This window comes from Maribacter vaceletii (assembly GCF_003634105.1).
GTDB classification, from domain to species: Bacteria; Bacteroidota; Bacteroidia; order Flavobacteriales; family Flavobacteriaceae; genus Maribacter_B; species Maribacter_B vaceletii.
Genome location: NZ_RBIQ01000007.1, coordinates 701,330 through 719,928, shown reverse-complemented (window position 1 = coordinate 719,928; position 18,599 = coordinate 701,330). Strand labels below are relative to the sequence as shown.

Annotated in this window: 22 protein-coding genes; 21 read left to right on the top strand and 1 reads right to left on the bottom strand. The window is 31.9% G+C overall.

Translation table 11 applies throughout. The features are described 5' to 3' along the window. The first annotated feature begins 23 nt into the window (after positions 1–23). A complete protein-coding gene (locus CLV91_RS02945; protein ID WP_245987130.1) occupies positions 24–788 on the top strand; it encodes a phosphatase PAP2 family protein in 765 nt (254 codons plus the stop codon). A 78-nt stretch (positions 789–866) separates the two neighbouring features. Next, a complete protein-coding gene (locus CLV91_RS02940) occupies positions 867–1,472 on the top strand; it encodes a hypothetical protein (RefSeq protein ID WP_121063807.1) in 606 nt (201 codons plus the stop codon). A 55-nt stretch (positions 1,473–1,527) separates the two neighbouring features. Here CLV91_RS02940 and CLV91_RS02935 read toward each other — a convergent pair whose 3' ends face one another. Next, a complete protein-coding gene (locus CLV91_RS02935; protein ID WP_121063805.1) occupies positions 1,528–2,766 on the bottom strand; it encodes an NAD(P)/FAD-dependent oxidoreductase in 1,239 nt (412 codons plus the stop codon). Between the two features lie 103 nt (positions 2,767–2,869). On the opposite strand from CLV91_RS02935, the gene CLV91_RS02930 reads away from it, so the two are divergent. From CLV91_RS02930 to CLV91_RS02840, 19 genes are read left to right on the top strand one after another with little or no spacing between them, the layout of a single operon-like run. Beyond that, positions 2,870–4,396: an HAL/PAL/TAL family ammonia-lyase gene (locus CLV91_RS02930; protein ID WP_121063803.1), complete on the top strand. Its 1,527-nt coding sequence runs from the start codon at positions 2,870–2,872 to the stop codon at positions 4,394–4,396. A gap of 5 nt (positions 4,397–4,401) precedes the next feature. Continuing rightward, positions 4,402–5,532: a WG repeat-containing protein gene (locus CLV91_RS02925; RefSeq protein WP_121063801.1), complete on the top strand. Its 1,131-nt coding sequence runs from the start codon at positions 4,402–4,404 to the stop codon at positions 5,530–5,532. Between the two features lie 22 nt (positions 5,533–5,554). Then, positions 5,555–6,307 carry a 3-oxoacyl-ACP reductase FabG gene (gene fabG, locus CLV91_RS02920; protein ID WP_121063799.1) on the top strand — a complete coding sequence of 251 codons (753 nt, stop codon included), beginning with the start codon at positions 5,555–5,557 and terminating at the stop codon, positions 6,305–6,307. Between the two features lie 15 nt (positions 6,308–6,322). Beyond that, positions 6,323–7,540, top strand: a complete 1,218-nt coding sequence (locus CLV91_RS02915) for a beta-ketoacyl-[acyl-carrier-protein] synthase family protein (RefSeq protein ID WP_121063797.1) — start codon at positions 6,323–6,325, stop codon at positions 7,538–7,540. A gap of 3 nt (positions 7,541–7,543) precedes the next feature. Next, positions 7,544–7,786, top strand: coding sequence for an acyl carrier protein (locus CLV91_RS02910; RefSeq protein ID WP_121063795.1), 243 nt, complete (start codon positions 7,544–7,546; stop codon positions 7,784–7,786). A 7-nt stretch (positions 7,787–7,793) separates the two neighbouring features. Continuing rightward, positions 7,794–8,681 (top strand): LpxL/LpxP family acyltransferase, encoded by an 888-nt coding sequence (locus CLV91_RS02905; protein WP_121063793.1) that lies wholly within the window; start codon positions 7,794–7,796, stop codon positions 8,679–8,681. Then, complete coding sequence (locus CLV91_RS02900; protein WP_121063791.1) at positions 8,678–9,607, top strand: dialkylrecorsinol condensing enzyme DarA; 930 nt, start codon at positions 8,678–8,680, stop codon at positions 9,605–9,607. Before CLV91_RS02905 ends, CLV91_RS02900 begins: the two co-directional genes overlap by 4 nt. Beyond that, on the top strand, positions 9,604–10,737 hold the full coding sequence (locus CLV91_RS02895; RefSeq protein WP_121063789.1) for a beta-ketoacyl-ACP synthase III: 1,134 nt from the start codon (positions 9,604–9,606) through the stop codon (positions 10,735–10,737). Before CLV91_RS02900 ends, CLV91_RS02895 begins: the two co-directional genes overlap by 4 nt. Then, complete coding sequence (locus CLV91_RS02890) at positions 10,738–11,175, top strand: hypothetical protein (protein ID WP_121063787.1); 438 nt, start codon at positions 10,738–10,740, stop codon at positions 11,173–11,175. 7 nt (positions 11,176–11,182) lie between these two features. After that, complete coding sequence (locus CLV91_RS02885; protein WP_245987129.1) at positions 11,183–11,632, top strand: ABC transporter permease; 450 nt, start codon at positions 11,183–11,185, stop codon at positions 11,630–11,632. A gap of 2 nt (positions 11,633–11,634) precedes the next feature. Further along, complete coding sequence (locus CLV91_RS02880; protein WP_121063785.1) at positions 11,635–12,036, top strand: hypothetical protein; 402 nt, start codon at positions 11,635–11,637, stop codon at positions 12,034–12,036. A gap of 5 nt (positions 12,037–12,041) precedes the next feature. Continuing rightward, positions 12,042–13,037: a BtrH N-terminal domain-containing protein gene (locus CLV91_RS02875; RefSeq protein ID WP_121063783.1), complete on the top strand. Its 996-nt coding sequence runs from the start codon at positions 12,042–12,044 to the stop codon at positions 13,035–13,037. Between the two features lie 12 nt (positions 13,038–13,049). After that, the gene (locus CLV91_RS02870) at positions 13,050–13,793 is read left to right on the top strand and encodes an ABC transporter ATP-binding protein (RefSeq protein ID WP_121063781.1); all 744 of its coding nucleotides are present in this window, start codon (positions 13,050–13,052) and stop codon (positions 13,791–13,793) included. Next, a complete protein-coding gene (locus CLV91_RS02865) occupies positions 13,786–15,054 on the top strand; it encodes an ABC transporter permease (RefSeq protein WP_121063779.1) in 1,269 nt (422 codons plus the stop codon). The genes CLV91_RS02870 and CLV91_RS02865 overlap by 8 nt, the downstream gene beginning before the upstream one ends. After that, complete coding sequence (locus CLV91_RS02860) at positions 15,032–15,481, top strand: acyl-CoA thioesterase (protein ID WP_121063776.1); 450 nt, start codon at positions 15,032–15,034, stop codon at positions 15,479–15,481. The genes CLV91_RS02865 and CLV91_RS02860 overlap by 23 nt, the downstream gene beginning before the upstream one ends. Beyond that, positions 15,474–16,622, top strand: coding sequence for a beta-ketoacyl-[acyl-carrier-protein] synthase family protein (locus tag CLV91_RS02855; RefSeq protein WP_121063774.1), 1,149 nt, complete (start codon positions 15,474–15,476; stop codon positions 16,620–16,622). Before CLV91_RS02860 ends, CLV91_RS02855 begins: the two co-directional genes overlap by 8 nt. A gap of 33 nt (positions 16,623–16,655) precedes the next feature. After that, positions 16,656–17,702 carry a methyltransferase gene (locus CLV91_RS02850; protein ID WP_245987128.1) on the top strand — a complete coding sequence of 349 codons (1,047 nt, stop codon included), beginning with the start codon at positions 16,656–16,658 and terminating at the stop codon, positions 17,700–17,702. A gap of 6 nt (positions 17,703–17,708) precedes the next feature. Further along, positions 17,709–18,326, top strand: a complete 618-nt coding sequence (locus CLV91_RS02845) for a 3-oxoacyl-ACP synthase (RefSeq protein WP_121063770.1) — start codon at positions 17,709–17,711, stop codon at positions 18,324–18,326. 5 nt (positions 18,327–18,331) lie between these two features. Then, complete coding sequence (locus CLV91_RS02840; RefSeq protein WP_121063768.1) at positions 18,332–18,589, top strand: phosphopantetheine-binding protein; 258 nt, start codon at positions 18,332–18,334, stop codon at positions 18,587–18,589. Positions 18,590–18,599 lie beyond the last annotated feature (10 nt).

Here is an 18,599-nt window from a genome sequence, read left to right as displayed (position 1 = left end):
TTGCGCAGGATAAAACAATAAAAATGCCAGAAACCAGGTGGAAAATGTTAAGCTATGACATGGGAAATGTATTTAAAGGGGTAGGATACTCTTATACAAGACCACTACATTGGCAAGGTAAGCAATGGGCAAATTTTGGTTATACTGCTGCTGGTACAAGCTTAATTTATTTAGTAGATGAGCCAGTATCCGATTATTTTATTGGAATAAAAGATGATATTCCAAAAGGAATAAGAGATTACGGTTTTAGTGTTGGTAGCCCTACTAATAATTATATGATCACGGGAGCAGTTTATGTAACAGGTTTAGTTTTAAAGGACGAAAAATTAAGAAGAACAGGAGTTTTATTAATTGCATCTGCTACTTCAGCAGGGCTATTGCAACAAGTATTAAAATCGGCAGTAGGTAGGGCAAGACCTTTAAGCGGAAAATCTAGTGACACTTTTAGACCTTTTTGGGCAGGAAATAAAAAGTATCATTCCTTTCCTTCTGGGCATACTATTTTAGCAATGACAAATGCCCATGCTATTGCAAAGCAATTTAAAAATCCTTGGGTAAAAACGGGGATTTACGCCGTTGGCTCTGTTCCTGCAGTTTCTAGGTTATGGGAGGGGAAACATTGGCTTTCAGATATCGCTTTAGGTGTAGCAATTAGTATTTTTACAGTAGAATCTATAGATCGCTATTTAGATTCTAAGTATAATGAAAAGTATAACCAAGGAGATAAAAAAATTAGCTGGAATCTTAATTTTGGTCCTGGACAAATTGGAGTAGTTGGTACCTTTTAAAGTTTATATATACTTAAAAGGTATATTACTCGTTTTCGTTAGTAGAAATTAATAATTAACAACCATTAAAAATTACACATGAAAAAAATTGCATTAGTAGCATTTTTGCTTATCACGGGAGCAACTCAAGCTCAAAAATTAAAAGAGATTGATGGAAACCCAAAAGATTTAAAAGGTATTAAAGAGTATGCTCTTGAGTTTGATTATTCTGATTTAGAGATTCCAAAATACGATTCGGAAGAAGATTTTTTAGCAGATAAAATGAAGAAGAGAGAAGAAAAAGAAGCTGGTTTGGGAGAAAAATTTAAAGCTTCTTGGTTTTCGGATAGAGAAGAATTTTATGAGCCTAAGTTTATAGAATCTTTCAATAAAAGATTTGATGATGGAGAACTTTCGGTTTCTAGTGACAATGCAGAAGCAGAATACACAATGAAGGTACATTCAAATAAGATATATGCAGGATACAATGTTGGTATTGTAAGAAAAAATGCAGAGATAGATGTAACTTTTAGTGTATATGAAACTAGTAATCCAGGAAATGTTTTATTCTCTGGAAAATTTTACGATGTACAGGGCTATGGTGCTATGGGTAATGATTATAATTCTGGTTATAGAATTTCTGAATGTTATGCTAAAGCAGCAAAATCTTTTGCAGCGTATCTTAAAAAGAAAGCTTTAAAATAAGAAGTTTTAAAAATTTAAAAAAGGGAGCAATTTTTAATTGCTCCCTTTTTTGTTGTTACACGGTTTGGTTTTCCATGTCTATTACCTTTGCAACAGTCCTTACCAAACGATTATGATTTTTTACAAAAGGGTTTGTTTTATCCCAAACATAACCAGCTAATACAGCGCATATTTGCTTTTTTATTTCAGGATTTTCTGGCCTGTGAAAAAATATTTTTTGTAGGTTTCCTGTATACCACTCTTTTACATAAGTAGCAAAAACATCTACACCTTCTTTTATATAGCCATAATAGTCTTCTTCCCAGTTTACCTCTTCTCCTTTTAATTCTTTTGCTGCTAATTTTGCGGCCAGTAAAGCAGATTCGGTAGCAAATGTTACACCAGAAGAAAATACAGGGTCTAAAAATTCTGCACTATTACCTGTAAGCGCATATCCTTTACCGTAAATTTGTTTCACAGATTTAGAGTAATTTTTAATAAGTTTTGGTTCAAAGTCAATAGCTACTTCATCAAAACGGTCTCTGTAATAACTAGATAGTTTTATTATTTCTTTTAGCTTTTCTTCGTTGGTACCTTTAAAAGATTCCATGTATTCTGTAGGTCCTACAAGACCTAAACTAGTATGACCATTAGAAAAAGGAATTACCCATAACCAGGTTTCTTTACTTAAAACATCAAACGTTATTAAAGTTCCTTCTACTCCTTCAGGTCGTTTAGTGTCTTTAACATGCGCAAATATTGAAGAATGTTTTGGTAGCGGAGATGGCTTATCTAAATCTAATATTCTGGGTAATACTCTGCCGTATCCACTTGAGTCAATAATAAATTTAGCAAAAATTTTAGAAATTTCACCTTTGCTATTTTTTAAAGTAATTGTAGAGCCTTCATCAGTTATAACGACATCCGTAACTTCTTGTTCAAAAGCAATATCTACACCTCTTTCTATTAGTGTATTAGTTAATATAGTATCAAAATCCGCTCTGGGTACTTGCCAGGTCCAATCCCAACCTTCGCCATGTTTTTTTGCAAAGTCAAAATTACAAATTTCTTCTCCTCTCATAAATCGAGCGCCAGATTTAACTTCAAACCCAAAATCTTTTAAGGGTTGTAATAAATCTACTTCATCAAAATGATCCATACATCTTGGTAAAAGACTTTCCCCAATTACAAATCTAGGGAATGTACTTTTTTCTACAACTTTTACTTTAAAGCCATTGTTGTGCAAATAGGAAGCTGCTACTGAGCCAGATGGTCCTGCTCCTATTATTAATACTTCAACATTTTCTTGAATCATCTTACAAATTAAATTGGATATTTATTAAATAATGTAAATTTGCACAGCAAATTAATCATTTTTATTTATAAATTGCCGCTTATTTAAGTATAGCCAACATTAGATGCCAAAAATTAAAGGAAAGTTAGGAATTACAGATTTTTATAATGTAATTTTCAAAGGAGAAAAGTTAACTATAGACCCAAAAGTTGTAGCTACAATTAATGAAAGTCATAATTTTTTAAAAGAATTTTCTCAGAATAAAGTAATCTACGGAGTAAATACAGGATTTGGGCCAATGGCTCAATATAAGATTAAAGATTCTGAAAGAATTAAATTACAATACAATCTTATAAGAAGTCATGCTTCTGGAACAGGAAATCCAATAGCTCCAAAATATGTAAAAGCAGCAATGCTTGCTAGGATTAACACATTAAGTTTAGGGAATTCTGGAATTCATATTTCTGTTGTTATGTTAATGATAGAATTAATTAATAGAGATATAACTCCGTTAATATATGAACATGGTGGTGTTGGAGCTAGTGGAGATTTGGTGCAGTTAGCGCATTTAGCACTGGTTTTAATAGGAGAAGGGGAAGTTTTTTATAAAGGCGAAAGAAGACCAACAGAACAAATATTTAGAAAGGAAGGTTTACAGCCAATTTCTGTAGAACTTAGAGAAGGTTTAGGGCTTATTAACGGTACTTCTGTAATGACAGGTATTGGTATTGTGAATACCATATATACTCGTAGACTTTTAGAATGGATGATTTCTTCGTCCTCTGCAATAAATGAAATAATGCAAGCCTATGACGATCATTTGTCTGAAGAGCTAAATAATACAAAAATGCATAAAGGACAGCGAGAAATTGCACGTTCTATGCGTAGCCATTTAAAAGATAGTGAGTTAACAAGAAAAAGAGAGCATCATTTATATACTAATAATGATGGTGTCTCTGTTTTTGAAGAAAAAGTACAAGAGTACTATTCTATTAGGTGTGTACCACAAATATTAGGGCCTGTTTTAGATACCTTAAATGGTGTAGAAAAAATAATGATAGAAGAAGTAAACTCTGCTAATGATAATCCTATTGTTAATGTAGAGAAAAAGCATGTATATCATGGCGGAAATTTCCATGGAGACTATGTTTCTTTAGAGATGGATAAGCTAAAAATTGTAGTTGCTAAAACTAGTATGTTGGCAGAAAGACAACTAAATTATTTAATGAATTCTAAGTTAAACGATATACTTCCGCCTTTTGTTAATTTAGGAGAATTAGGTTTAAACTTTGGAATGCAAGGAGTACAGTTTACAGCAACTTCTACTACTGCAGAAAACCAAATGTTGTCTAATCCTATGTATGTGCACAGTATACCAAATAATAATGACAATCAAGATATTGTTAGTATGGGTACTAATGCAGCCTTAATAACCAAAAAAGTAATAGAAAATGCTTTTGAGGTTATGGCAATAGAGTTAATTACTATAACACAAGCAATAGAGTATTTAGGAGTTCAGGATAAAGTTTCTTCTAAAACTAAAGCTTTATATTCTAAAATAAGAAAAATTGTTCCCCCGTTTAAAGAGGATCTAGTTATGTATCCTTTTGTTAATCAAGTAAAAGATTTTATTATTAACAACGAAAACTAAGTATTATGAAAAAAGGGGTTTTATTCATTTTAACTATTTTATTATCAGTGTCATCATTTTATGCGCAAGAACTTGCGTTGGTTAGAGAAAATGATATGTTTGGGTATATTGATAAATCTGGAGCATATGTAATTGAGCCTCAGTTTGATAAAGCAGCAAGTTTTTCGGGAAAATATGCCGCTGTTAGAAAAGATGATAAGTGGGGTTTTATTAATGTAAAAGGAGAATGGGTAATTAAACCAGAATATGACAAGGTAAAAAGATTTAATTCTGGTTATGCTTTAGTATATAGTAATGAGGTTTGGAAATATGTAGATGGAACAGGAAAACAATTAGAAACTCCTGTGCCAGATAAGTATTATGATTTTAATGATGGTGTAGCCTTATTTAAAAAAGGAGAAAAAATAGGAATTTTAGGAACAGATGGTAAACTTATTTTGGAGCCTAAATATGAAATTGTGAAAAATTTCTGGGAAGGACATGCTAAAGTAAAAATTGGAGAATCTTGGGGACTGATTAATAAAAAAGGAGATCTTGTTGTACCTGCAGATTTTAAAGAAATAAGTAAATATAATAGCAATGGTATATGGGGGAGAAAAGGTGAAGATTTTGGAGTTATTGTTAATGGTAAATTGCAAGTTGTACCTGGTGCTACAAAAATATGGGATTTTCATTCCTCATCTAAACTTACATATGCTAGGAAAGGAAAAACGTGGGGTTTTATTAATGCAAGTGGCCAATGGGTTATAGACCCAACTTTTAATAAAGCAAAAGCTTTTGTGAATGGATTGGCACCAGTTTTAAAAGGAAAAACCTGGGGGTATATTAATGAAAAAGGAGAAGAGGTAATTCCTTTTGATTATAGAGATGCAGAAATCTTTGGAGATAAAGGTTTGGCTCCAGTAAGAGATAAAAAGTGGGGATTTGTAAATGCATCTGGAACATTAGTAATTCCTATGGAGTATGATATATCTGGCGGATTTTCTTTTGTAATGTCTGGATTTAAAAAAGGTTTTATTAATGGTTTAGCCAAAGTAAAGTCTAATAAAAAATGGGGCTTTATTAATGAAAAAGGAGAAGCTCTAGGAGGCAAATGGTTTCAGAATGCAGAAAACTTTGTAGATACTAGTAAATAACTTTAGAAAGCATCATAAATAAATGAAGGAGAAAATTGCGCCTAAAAAATATGCTCTTGTAACTGGAGGGTCTCGTGGAATAGGAAAAGCTGTTTGTATTCAGCTAGCTAAAGATTCCGAATATAAAATTCTAATTAATTATAATAGTAACCAAACAGCAGCAGAAGACACTTTAAAAGAAGTTGAGAATGCCGGTGGTTCTGGAGAAATTATTCAATTTAATGTTGGGAATTTAGAAGAGGTAAAAGCACGTTTAGATGCTTGGCAAGAAGCAAATGAAAATGCAATTATTGAAGCTGTAATTAATAATGCAGGAATTACAAAAGACGGTCTATTTATGTGGATGAAACCAGAAGATTGGTCTAGTGTTATTAATACAAGTTTAAATGGCTTTTTTAATGTTACCAATCACTTAATTCAAAAATTACTTGTAAATAAATACGGAAGAATTGTAAATATGGTTTCTGTATCTGGCCTTAAGGGGACTCCGGGTCAGACCAATTATTCGGCTGCTAAAGGTGCAATTATAGCAGCAACTAAAGCATTGGCGCAAGAAGTTGCTAAAAGAAACGTTACTGTAAATGCTGTAGCTCCTGGTTTTATTAAAACAGATATGACTGGGGAATTAGATGAAAAAGAATTAAAAAGAATGATTCCTGCGAATAGATTTGGGGAAGCTCAAGAAGTAGCAGATTTAGTTTCTTTTTTAATTTCTAAAAAAGCTTCTTATATTACAGGAGAAGTAATTAATATAAATGGAGGGATATACTCTTAAATGAGTTTGTAGGTAATGAGAAGAGTGGTAATAACGGGAATGGGTATTTACTCTTGTATAGGCAAAAATCTAGATGAGGTAAAATCTTCCCTATATGAAGGTAAATCTGGAATTGCTTTTGATCAGGAAAGAGAAGATCTTGGATATAGATCTCCACTTACTGGCATGGTAGACACACCAAATCTTAAAAAAGTTCTTTCTAGACGTCAACGTATTAGTTTAGGTCAAGAAGGTGCTTATGCTTATGCCGCAACACATGAGGCGCTTACTAATGCAAAAATTTCACAAGATTTTTTAGATGTAAATGAAGTAGGTGTTATTTATGGGAATGACAGTACAGCCAAATCTGTAATAGATTCTATAGATACGGTGAGAGAAAAGAAAGATACTACCCTTGTTGGTTCTGGTGCAATTTTTAAAGCTATGAATTCTACCATAACCATGAACCTTTCTACAATATTTAAATTAACAGGAATTAATTTTACGGTGAGTGCAGCTTGTGCAAGTGGGTCTCATGCCATAGGTATGGCGTATCATTTAATAAAAAGTGGTATGCAAGATTGTATTATTTCGGGAGGGGCTCAAGAAATTAACCCTTTGGCAATGGCTAGTTTTGATGGGTTAGGTGTTTTTGCAATAAATAATGAAAATCCAACAAAGGCATCAAGACCTTTTGATAAAGATAGGAGTGGACTTGTGCCAAGTGGTGGTGGTGCTACCGTAATATTAGAAAGTTATGAGTCTGCAGTTAAAAGAGGAGCTCCAATTTTAGGAGAGATTGTTGGGTATGGTTTCTCATCAAATGGGGGGCATATATCTACGCCAAACGTAGATGGGCCATCTAAAGCAATGAAAAAAGCTTTAGAAGATGCTAATATGAATGCTTCACAAATAGATTATGTAAATGCTCATGCAACATCAACTCCTGTAGGAGATGCCAATGAGGCAAAAGCAATACATCAAGTTTTTGGAGATTATCGTCCATTAGTAAGCTCAACAAAATCTATGACCGGGCATGAATGTTGGATGGCTGGGGCTAGTGAAGTAATATACTCTATGCTAATGATGCAAAACTCATTTGTAGCACCGAATATAAATTTAGAGAATACAGATGAAGATTCCGCTAAATTAAATTTAGTAACCAAAACCGTAGATAAAAAAATTGATGTATTTTTATCCAATTCTTTTGGGTTTGGAGGAACAAACTCTGCGCTTGTAATAAAAACAATATAATAGATGGATAAAGAAGTTATTATTGAAAAGATAAACGACTTTCTTATAGATGAATTTGAGGTAGAACAAGATGATATTCATCCAGAAGCTAACCTTAAAGATACTTTAGAATTAGATAGTTTAGATTTTGTAGACCTTGTGGTTGCAGTAGAGTCTAATTTTGGAGTAAAACTAGTTGGTGAAGACTTCATTAACGTTACTACATTACAACATTTTTACGACCTTATTGAGAAAAAATTAGGCTAACATTGCAATGGCAAAAAAGTGGGAAGGAAAATCCAAAGGAACCGTTTTAGGGTATAAAATCTTTGTTTTTTTTATAAAAACTTTAGGTCTGTCTTTTGCCTACTTTATATTAAATTTTGTCGTTGTTTACTACTTTTTCTTTTCCAGAGAAGGTAGAACATCTAGTTATGATTATTTTAAAAATCAGTTAAAATATTCTACCCTAAAAAGCACCATAAGCGTATTAAAGAATACCTATGTTTTTGGGCAAACTATAATAGATAAAGTTGCTATATCTAGCGGTTTAAGAAACAAATTTACTTATGAGTTTGATGGCGTAGAGGAAATAAATAATCTCCTTAAAGAAAAGCAAGGAGGTATTCTTATTAGCGCTCATGTTGGGAATTTTGAAATAGCAGATTTCTTTTTTGATGAAATAGATCATGATTCGCAAATTCACCTTGTAACAACAGATAGTGAGCATGAGCAAATAAAAGAATACTTAGAAAGTGTTACAGGAAAATCTAATATTAAGTTTATTCTTGTTAATGAAGAATTAAGCCATATTTTTGAAATAAAAACTGCGCTTGATCAAGGAGGTTTGGTGTGTTTTACAGGGGATCGTTATTTTGAAGGAAATAAAACCTTAACAGAAAAACTATTGGAAGATGAGGCAGAATTCCCAGCTGGACCTTTCTTAATGGCATCTAGATTAAATGTTCCTGTTCTTTTTGTATATGTAATGAAAGAAACAAAAAAGCATTACCATTTATATGCAAGAAAAGCTAAGGTAGAGAATAGGAATGCCCAGGCTTTATTAAAAGAATACACAGAAAGTATGGAGTGGATGTTGGAAAAATATCCTTTACAATGGTTTAATTATTTTAAATTTTGGAATTCTAAAAAAGTAGAATGAAAGAAATACTAGTTATACATTATTCTCAAACAGGGCAGTTAACAACTATTCTTAAAAATATGATTACCCCAATTTTTAAGGAAGAAATTAATGTAACTTATTATGAAATAAAACCCGTAAAATCTTTTGAATTTCCTTGGGGAAAAGATAGTTTTTATGATGTTTTTCCGGAGACTTTTTTACAAATACCCTCAGAGATAGAAGCACCTCCAGAAGAAATTTTAAACAAAAAATTTGATTTGGTGGTTTTAGGTTACCAAGTTTGGTTTTTAACTCCCTCAATACCTATTAACTCTTTTTTAAAATCAGAATTTGCAGAAAAAATAATGGGTAATACACCTGTTATAACTGTTGTAGCTTGTAGAAATATGTGGTTGCAAGCACAAGAGAAAGTAAAAAGACTTTTAGCAAAAGCCAATGCAAATTTGGTGGGGCATTTAGCTTTTGTAGATAAGCATATTAACCATATTAGTGTTATAACTATTGAATACTGGATGTTATCTGGTAAAAAAGACCGTTACTTAGGAATTTTTCCTAAACCAGGGGTGTCAGATAAGGATATAAAAGAGGCAAATAAATATGGCCCACCAATTAAAGAAGCATTAGTGAAAAATGATTTTTCAACACTTCAAAAAACATTTGTAAAGCTAGGAGGTGTTATTGTAAATCCATACCTAGTAATGACGGATGAAAGAGGTAATGTTATTTTTTCAAAGTGGGCAAATCTTATTATAAAAAAAGGAAAGTCTGGAGCGCCTAAAAGAGTAAAATTTCTTAAGGTTTTTAAGTATTATTTATTATTTGCAATTTGGGTTATTGCACCAATAGTTTTTATTGTATTTTTGTTGACTTATTTGCCTACGCACCTTAAAAGAAAAAGAGAGAAAGAATATTTTTCTTCGGTTTATTTAAAGGAAAATTCATGAAAGAAGTATACATAACAAGAATATCTAAGTTTTTACCCAATAAACCAGTTGATAATGATCAAATGGAAGAAAAACTTGGAAAAATTGGAGGAAAAACATCAAAAGCAAGACGTATTGTTTTGCGTAATAATAAGATTAAAACTAGATATTATGCCATTGATGAAAATGGCCAGGTAACCCATAATAATGCGCAGCTTACAAAAGAGGCTGTAGAGAATTTATGTGATTCTAATTTTACAACAAAAGATATACAGCTGTTATCTTGCGGAACATCTAGTCCTGACCAAATATTACCTTCTCATACCTCTATGGTACATGGTTTTTTAAAGAATGGTAATATGGAAATAAACTCTCCGTCTGGAGCTTGTTGTTCTGGAATGAATGCTTTAAAATTTGGATTCCTTTCTATAAAAACTGGTCAAGTAGAAAACGCTGTTTGTGCAGGTTCTGAAAGAACCTCAAGTTGGATGCGAGCAGATGTTTTTGAAGACGAAGTAGAGCAACTTAGTGCGTTAGAAGATAGCCCTATTTTGGCTTTTAATAAAGATTTTCTACGTTGGATGCTATCGGATGGTGCTGGTGCTGTTCTATTAGAAAGTGAGCCTAAAGGGAGCACGCCTTTAAAGGTAGAATGGATGGAAGGTTACTCTTACGCCCATGAAATAGAAGCATGTATGTATGCAGGAGCAGATAAATTAGAAGATGGCAACTTAAAACCTTGGAGCGAGTTTCCTGCAAAAGAATGGGGAAAAATATCCTTGTTTGCAATGAAACAAGACACACGTTTATTAGGTGAAAATATCTTAGTAAAAGGTGTAGATAGTTTAAAATTAGCTTTTGAGAAAAACAATATTGGTCCAGAGGACGTAGATTATTATTTACCTCATATATCGTCCTATTATTTTAAAGAAAATCTTTATGATGAACTAAAATTACAAGGGGTAGAAATTCCTTGGGATAAGTGGTTTTTAAATTTAGAGAGTGTAGGTAATGTAGGAGCAGCATCTATATATGTAATGTTAGAAGAATTGGTGGCTTCTGGAAAGCTAAAAAAAGGAGATAGAATACTTCTTCATGTTCCGGAAAGTGCTCGTTTTTCTTATACTTATGCATATTTAACTGTATGTTAAATGAATGTAGTAGAACAACCAATTACAGATGAAAGTTTTATACAAAACTTAATACCACAAAAATGGCCATTTGTAATGGTGGATACGTTGTTCTATTTTTCAACCGAGAAGATAATTTCTGGCTTTAAAATAAAAGAAGAAGACTTATTTTCATCTAATGGTTATTTTCAAGGTCCTGGTTTAATAGAAAATATGGCCCAAACCGTTGCCTTACATACCGGGTATTCTTATTTTTTAAAAAACCAAGAAGCACCTACAGGGTATATAGGTTCTATAAAAAAAGCAAAAATAATTAAGCTTCCAAAAGAAGGACAAGAACTAAAAACCACAGTTGTAATTTTACATGACATAATGGGGGTAACTCTAGTGAAAATTGAAGTGGAGTGCGAAGGAGAAATTATTGCATTAAGTGAAATGAAAACCGTATTAGCAAAATAAAAAATACGTGGGCAAAAATAAAATTGGCATTAAAAACTTTCTACCTCATAGAGACCCAATGCTCATGGTGTCTTATATTACTCATATTAATGACGATAGTGCCACAGGAGAATTTCAGATAAATACCGATTGTGTTTTTGTAAAAGATGGTGTTTTAAAAGAACCAGGCCTTATAGAGAATGCTGCGCAAGTTAGCTCTGCGGTTGTGGGGCAAAGTTTTTTTGAAAAAGGAGATTTAGAAGGTAAAACTAATACTATTACAGGTTATATAAGTGCAATTAAAAAAGTAACCATAAACCAGCTTCCAAAGGTAGGAGATACCATTGTGACGAAAACAAAGTTAGTTTCTAGGTTTGATACTGAGGGAGTTAGTATTTGTACTATTGAAAGCGCTATTTTTAATAATGATGAATTAATTGTAGCTTGTACTCTTAATTTTCTAATTCACGAAATATAGAGATGAAGAAAAACGAAGTACCTCAGGATAAAAGTAATCTAGAGTCGGCAAATATTAAAGAAATGTATTATGCTGTAGATGAAAATGGAGAATATACTACAGAATTAAGTACAGGGTGGGACCCTAAAACCATTGCTTTAGATAATGCTATTAAAGACATAGAAGAAAGAACCGAGATTGCTAAGCAAAAAGTTCTAAATAATACTACCAGTCCTATTGAATATTATATGGAACTCCATAAAATGGATGTTGGCATTTTGGCAAGTTATGTAGGTATGTGGGCATGGAGAGTAAAAAGACATTTTAAGCCTTCTGTTTTTAAAAAATTAAATAAAAAAACACTTCAAAAATATGCCGATATTTTTGATATTACTGTTGAACAACTAAAGGATATTCATAAATAAAGTCCATGGAAATAAACTTTACCCACAAACAATCTGCACATTGTGAAAATGGCGTAGTGTCCAATTTAATGCGTTTTAATGGTTTTGAAGTTAGTGAACCAATGGTTTTTGGCATTGGCTCTGGATTATTATTTAGTTACCTTCCTTTTTTAAAAGTTAATCATGCTCCTGTAGTTACGTATCGTGCAATGCCAGGAACTATTTTTAATCGTTTTGCAAAACGTACTGGGGTAATAATAAAGCGCGAAAAATTTAGTACTGCACAAAAAGCTAAAGCAAGGTTAGATGCCAATTTAGAAAAAAATAACCCTGTAGGTTTACAAGTTGGGGTGTATAATTTAGTATATTTTCCAGAGGAATATCGCTTTCATTTTAATGCTCATAATATGGTGGTATATGGGAAAAAAGATGGAAGATATTTAATAAGTGATCCTGTTATGGAGGAGGTTACCTCTTTATCAGAAAAAGAGTTAGAGAAAGTTCGTTTTGCCAAGGGGGCATTTGCTCCGAAAGGACACATGTATTACCCTATAGAATTTCCAGAGAAATTAGAATTAAAAAAGGCAATTGTAAAAGGTATTAAGCATACCTGTAAAGATATGACTGCTCCTGTTCCTCTTGTTGGGGTAAAGGCTATTCGTAAAATTGCAAAACTAATTCGTAAGTGGCCAGCTAAAAAAGGAGTTAAAACTGCCAATCACTATCTAGGACAAATTGTTCGTATGCAAGAAGAGATTGGTACTGGTGGGGGTGGCTTTAGGTATATTTATGGTGCTTTTTTACAAGAAGCAAGTAAGATTTTAGAGAATGACCAACTTTCTACACTATCTAAAGAAATTACACAAATTGGAGATTTATGGCGAGATTTTGCTGTAGATGCTTCTCGTATTTATAAAAATCGTAGTGCTACCGAAGATGGTTATAATAAAGTAGCTGATCAATTGGCTACCATTGCAGACAAAGAAGAAGCTTTTTTTAAAAAATTAAAGAAAGCAGTCTAATTTTACATAAGAATGATAACTATTAACCAACTGTCTAAAAAATATAAGGATTCAGAAGAATTTTCGGTGTCCAATATAGATTTGGTAATAGAAAATCAAGAAATTTTTGGTTTACTGGGGCCTAATGGTGCCGGAAAGACTACGTTAATTTCTATGCTTAGTTCTTTAATAAAACCAACGGAAGGTTCGTTTACAATAAACGAACTTACCTACAAACAGAATAAAAACAAGCTTAAACAAATTATTGGTATTGTTCCGCAGGAATACGCTTTGTATCCATCATTAACAGCATATGAAAACCTTTTTTATTTAGGAAGTATGTATGGCCTTAAAGGAAATACCCTTAAGCAATTAATAGAACAACATATAGAAATTCTAGGTTTAACCGAGTTTTTAAATAAAAAAATTCTTCATTTTTCTGGTGGAATGAAAAGAAGAATTAACCTAATAGGAAGTATTTTACACGAGCCAAAAGTTTTGTTTTTAGATGAACCAACAGTAGGTGTAGATGTACAATCTAAAAATGCGATAATAAGTCATTTAAAAGAATTAAATAAAAATGGAGCAACCATTGTTTATACATCGCACCATTTAAACGAAGCAGAAAATTTTTGCACTAGAGTTGGTATTATAGATCATGGAAAACTTATTTGTAATGGCAAACCTTCTGAATTAATAAAACAAGAAGAAGGAGCTCATAATTTAGAAGAAGTTTTTATTGCAAAGACAGGGAAAGAACTCAGAGATTATGTATAAACTTTGGGCATCAGCATATAAAGAATTTTTGCTTCTAATCAGGGATTTGGGAGGAATGGCCATTCTTTTTGTAATGCCATTAATTTTATTAATAACCATTACTTTAATTCAAAATAACACCTTTAAAACCATTAAGGATTCCAAAATTCCTATTCTTTTTGTAGATAATGATAAAGGTTCTGTCTCGCAACAAATAAATAAAGGACTTACGAGTACTAATGCTTTTGAAGTAATAAATAAGGCTTCAGAACAAGATGCCAAAGACTTAGTTTTTAAGGGAGATTATCAATTAGCAATTATAATACCAGAAAACTTATCTTCAGATTTAGAAATAAAAGTAAATGAAAATGTTGATGGCATTCTAGCTAAATTTGGAGTAGAGGAAGAGTTAGAACCTAGTATTTCAAAAAAGAATAAAAAGAAAGAAGTTAAACTTTATTTTGACCCTGCAACCCAACAATCTTTTAAGAGTTCTGTAAAGAACGGCATAGACAGAGTAATTTCGGGCATAGAAATACAAACTATTTATAAAGCTTTTGAAGCTCAATTATCAGATGAACCTAGTGCGGAACCAATTTTTGACACCAATAGTTTTATCTCTTTTAAGGAAATAGTCCCGGAAAGTGCTAAAAATGCTATACCAAATGCCAGTCAGCATAACATTCCTGCATGGTCCTTATTTGCTATATTTTTTATTATACTACCGCTTTCCATAAACATGGTAAAAGAAAAATCTCAAGGCACTTTTGTTAGGTTACGAACAAATCCTGTTTCTTATGCCACGTTTTTAGGGGGTAAAACTATAGTATATTTGGGAGTTTGTATAGTACAATTTATACTTATGTTATTGGTAGGCTTGTATTTGTTTCCTGTTATTTCTTTACCAGAAATTAATATTACAGGAAAATTGCCATTGCTATTAATCGTTTCCTTATTTGCAGGTCTTGCAGCTGTAGGTTTAGGATTATTACTTGGTACAGTTTTTAAAACACATGAGCAGTCTGCACCATTTGGAGCAACATTAGTAGTTATTCTTGCAGCATTAGGTGGCGTTTGGGTCCCTGTTTTTGCAATGCCAAAATTCATGCAAATTCTATCAAATATATCTCCAATGAATTGGGGATTAAATGCATTTTATGACGTTTTTTTAAGAAATGTAGGTTTTTCAGAAATTATTCCAGAAATTACACTCTTGTTTTTATTTTTTATAATTACAACAACAATAGCCATACTTTATAATGAAAAAAAAATTGCGGTCTAAACCCTCAAAGGAAATTTCCTACACTAGTGAAATTCGTGTGCGTTTTGTAGAAACGGATCCATTAGGAATTGTATGGCATGGTAATTATATACAGTATTTTGAAGATGGTAGGGAGGCTTTTGGAAGACACCATGGTATTTCTTACTTAGATCAAAAAGATAATAATTTCTCTACGCCAATAGTAAAATCTAACACAGAACATAAATTACCATTGCGTTATGGAGATATAGCTACTGTTAAAACAACTTATGTAGATTCCCCCGCTGCAAAAATGATCTTTAAGTATAAAATTTTTAATCCTGAAGGAGAAATTGTTTGTACTGGAGAAACGGTTCAGGTTTTTGTAGAATTAGGAGGTGAATTATCCTTGACAATTCCTGATTTTTTTATGAAGTGGAAAAGAAAAGTGGGTTTAATAGATGCATAAAATTTACCTCTCCTATAACAATATAGTTTCGTCTTTTGGCTTTAATAGTAATGATGCTGTTACTAAGATTAAAGATGAAATTACTAGTTTAAAGCTGGTTAATAACAAAGCGTTAATGCCAGAGTCTTTTTATTCTTCTTTAGTAGATAAAGAAAAATTAGAAAAAGAATTTGCGAGTTTAAATTCTAAAAATAAATATACTACATTAGAGAAAATGATGATACTTTCTCTAAGTAAAGTTATTTCTGCAAGTAAAACTAAAATCACAGAACGCACAGGGTTAATTATTTCTACAACCAAAGGAAATATTGATGCTTTAGAGGTTAACTCTACGCATAATGAAGATAAAGCATATTTATCTGAATTAGGAAAAGCAGTGAAAACTCATTTTGGGTTTTTAAAAGAACCTTTAGTTTTGTCTAATGCTTGTGTTTCTGGTGTTTTAGCAACATCAATAGCAAAGCGCTTAATTAAACAAGATTTGTTTGACTCTGTTTTTATTGTTAGCGGAGACTTGGTTACAAAATTTACAGTTTCTGGTTTCAATTCTTTTCAGGCGCTAAGTAATGAACCATGTAAACCATATAGTAAAAATAGAACAGGAATTAATATAGGGGAAGTTGCAGCAAGTATTTTGGTAACAAAAGATATTTCTAATTTAGCACCCGAAGCAGTAGAGATTTTAGGAGACGGTACCGCTAATGATGCAAACCATATTTCTGGTCCTTCAAGAACAGGAGAAGGTTTGTTTAGGAGTGTAAATTCGGCGCTTAAAGAGGCTAAAATTCTTGCTTCAGATATAGATTATATTTCGGCTCACGGAACAGCAACAATCTTTAACGATGAGATGGAGGCCATAGCTTTTGATAGGTTGCAAATGAACAAAACGCCACTTAATAGCCTTAAGGGTTATTTTGGGCACACTCTAGGTGCTTCAGGTTTATTAGAAACTATAATAGGAATGCATTCCATGCATAAAAATATACTTTTTGCCTCCTTAGGTTTTGATGAAATAGGAGTAAGTAAAACCATAAATGTTATTAAGAATTCTGCAGCTAAAAACCTTACTATTTTTCTAAAAACAGCTTCTGGTTTTGGAGGTTGTAATACAGCAGCAATTTTTAAAAAAGTAAAACACTAATTATTCAAAATTAAATAAATGCCACAAAAACACATGAAAGCAATAGATGCATTAGAAGAAGCACAAAAAATTGCTTTCGCACCGTTTATTTTTCAAACCTCAGTTTCTTTAAAAAAACTAGGGGTTTTAGATTATATTTTTGAAAAAAATAAATCAGGAGGAACTACTATAGACGAAATAGCAAAAGATTTATCTGTTAGTGAGTATGGTTTAGGTGTTTTGTTAGAAATGGCAGAAAGCTCAGATATTGTTTATGTTAACGAAGAAAATAAATATGAACTTACTAAAGTGGGGTATTTCTTAGCGTTTAATGAAACTGCTAGAGTTAATATGAATTTTACTAATGATGTTTGTTTTAAAGGGTTATATCATTTAAATGATTCCATAAAAACAGGAAAACCTTCTGGTTTAAAAGAATTAGGAAAATGGGATACCATTTATGAAGGGTTATCTGTTTTGCCAGATGAAATTAAAAAGTCTTGGTTCGAGTTTGATCACCATTATTCCGATGGTGCTTTTGAGGAGGCTTTAAAAATTCTTTTCAGAAATAAACCAAAACAAATTTTTGATATTGGTGGTAATACTGGAAAATGTGCTTTGCTATGTTGTAAGCATGATCCAGATGTTAAGGTTAAAATATTTGACCTACCTGGGCAACTAAATGTGGCACTTAATAACGCAAAAAAGAATAATTTAGACCATAGAATTTCTGGACAAGAGATAGATTGGCTGTCTGAAAACCCAAAAGTAGGAACTGGAGCAGATGCTATTTGGATGAGCCAATTCTTAGATTGTTTTTCTGAAGAAGAGATTGTAAAAATACTATCTACCTGTGTAGAAGGTATGAATGAGGATACAGAGCTTCTAATTATGGAAACTTTTACAGACAGGCAACGATTTGATAATGCTAAATTTATTCTAGAAGCAACTTCTTTGTACTTTACGGTACTTGCCAATGGTAACAGTAAAATGTACAGAGCAGAGGTTATGATTAAACTAGCAGAAAAGGCTGGGTTATATATTAAAGAAGATATTGCTATAGGAGAATATCATACCATATTAGTTTGTAAAAAAAGATAAGAATAATTGAGTTCTAAAACTTACATAAAGAGTTATTGTCATATAAAAAACAATTCTATTTTGTTAAATGGAGAATTGCTTTATAAAGGCTCAGAAGAAGAGCCTTTTGCGGACTTTATAAAAATGGCATATAAAAATTTGGAAACAGATTATTCCAAGTTTTTTAAAATGGATAGCTTAAGTAAATTAGCTTTTTTAGGAGCAGATGTTTTATTAAAACATGAAAATGTTGTTCCAGAAATGGAAGAAAATATTGCACTTGTTTTCTCTAATAACGCCTCTAGTTTAGATACGGATAGGAAATATCAAAAATCTATAGAGGATAATGATAATTTTTATCCAAGTCCGGCTGTATTTGTATATACATTACCTAATATTTGTATGGGCGAAATTAGTATTAAGCATAAACTGTATTCTGAAAATAGTTTCTTTATCTTTGAAAACTTTAATCCAGATTATTTATATGCATATAGTGCTGGTTTAATAGAAGAAAATAAAGCAGAAAAGGTTTTATGTGGTTGGGTAAATGTAGATAAAGAAGAGTATACCGCTTTTTTATATCTAGTAACAAAAGAGAAAACAGAAATACCCCACACAATTAAAGAAATAAATAGTAGATATTAAATATTATGGAAGCGTTAAAAGAAGAGTTAAAAAATAAGATTATTGAGCAGTTAAACTTAGAGGATGTTTCAGTGGATGAAATTGCAGATAATGACCCTTTGTTTGGAGAAGGCTTAGGGCTAGATTCTATTGATGCTCTTGAACTTATTGTAATGTTAGATAAGGATTACGGGATAAAATTATCGGATCCAAAAGAAGGAAAAAAGATATTTGAATCTATAGATACAATGGCTACTTATATTTCAGAAAATAGTCCTAAGTAAGAATCTTTAA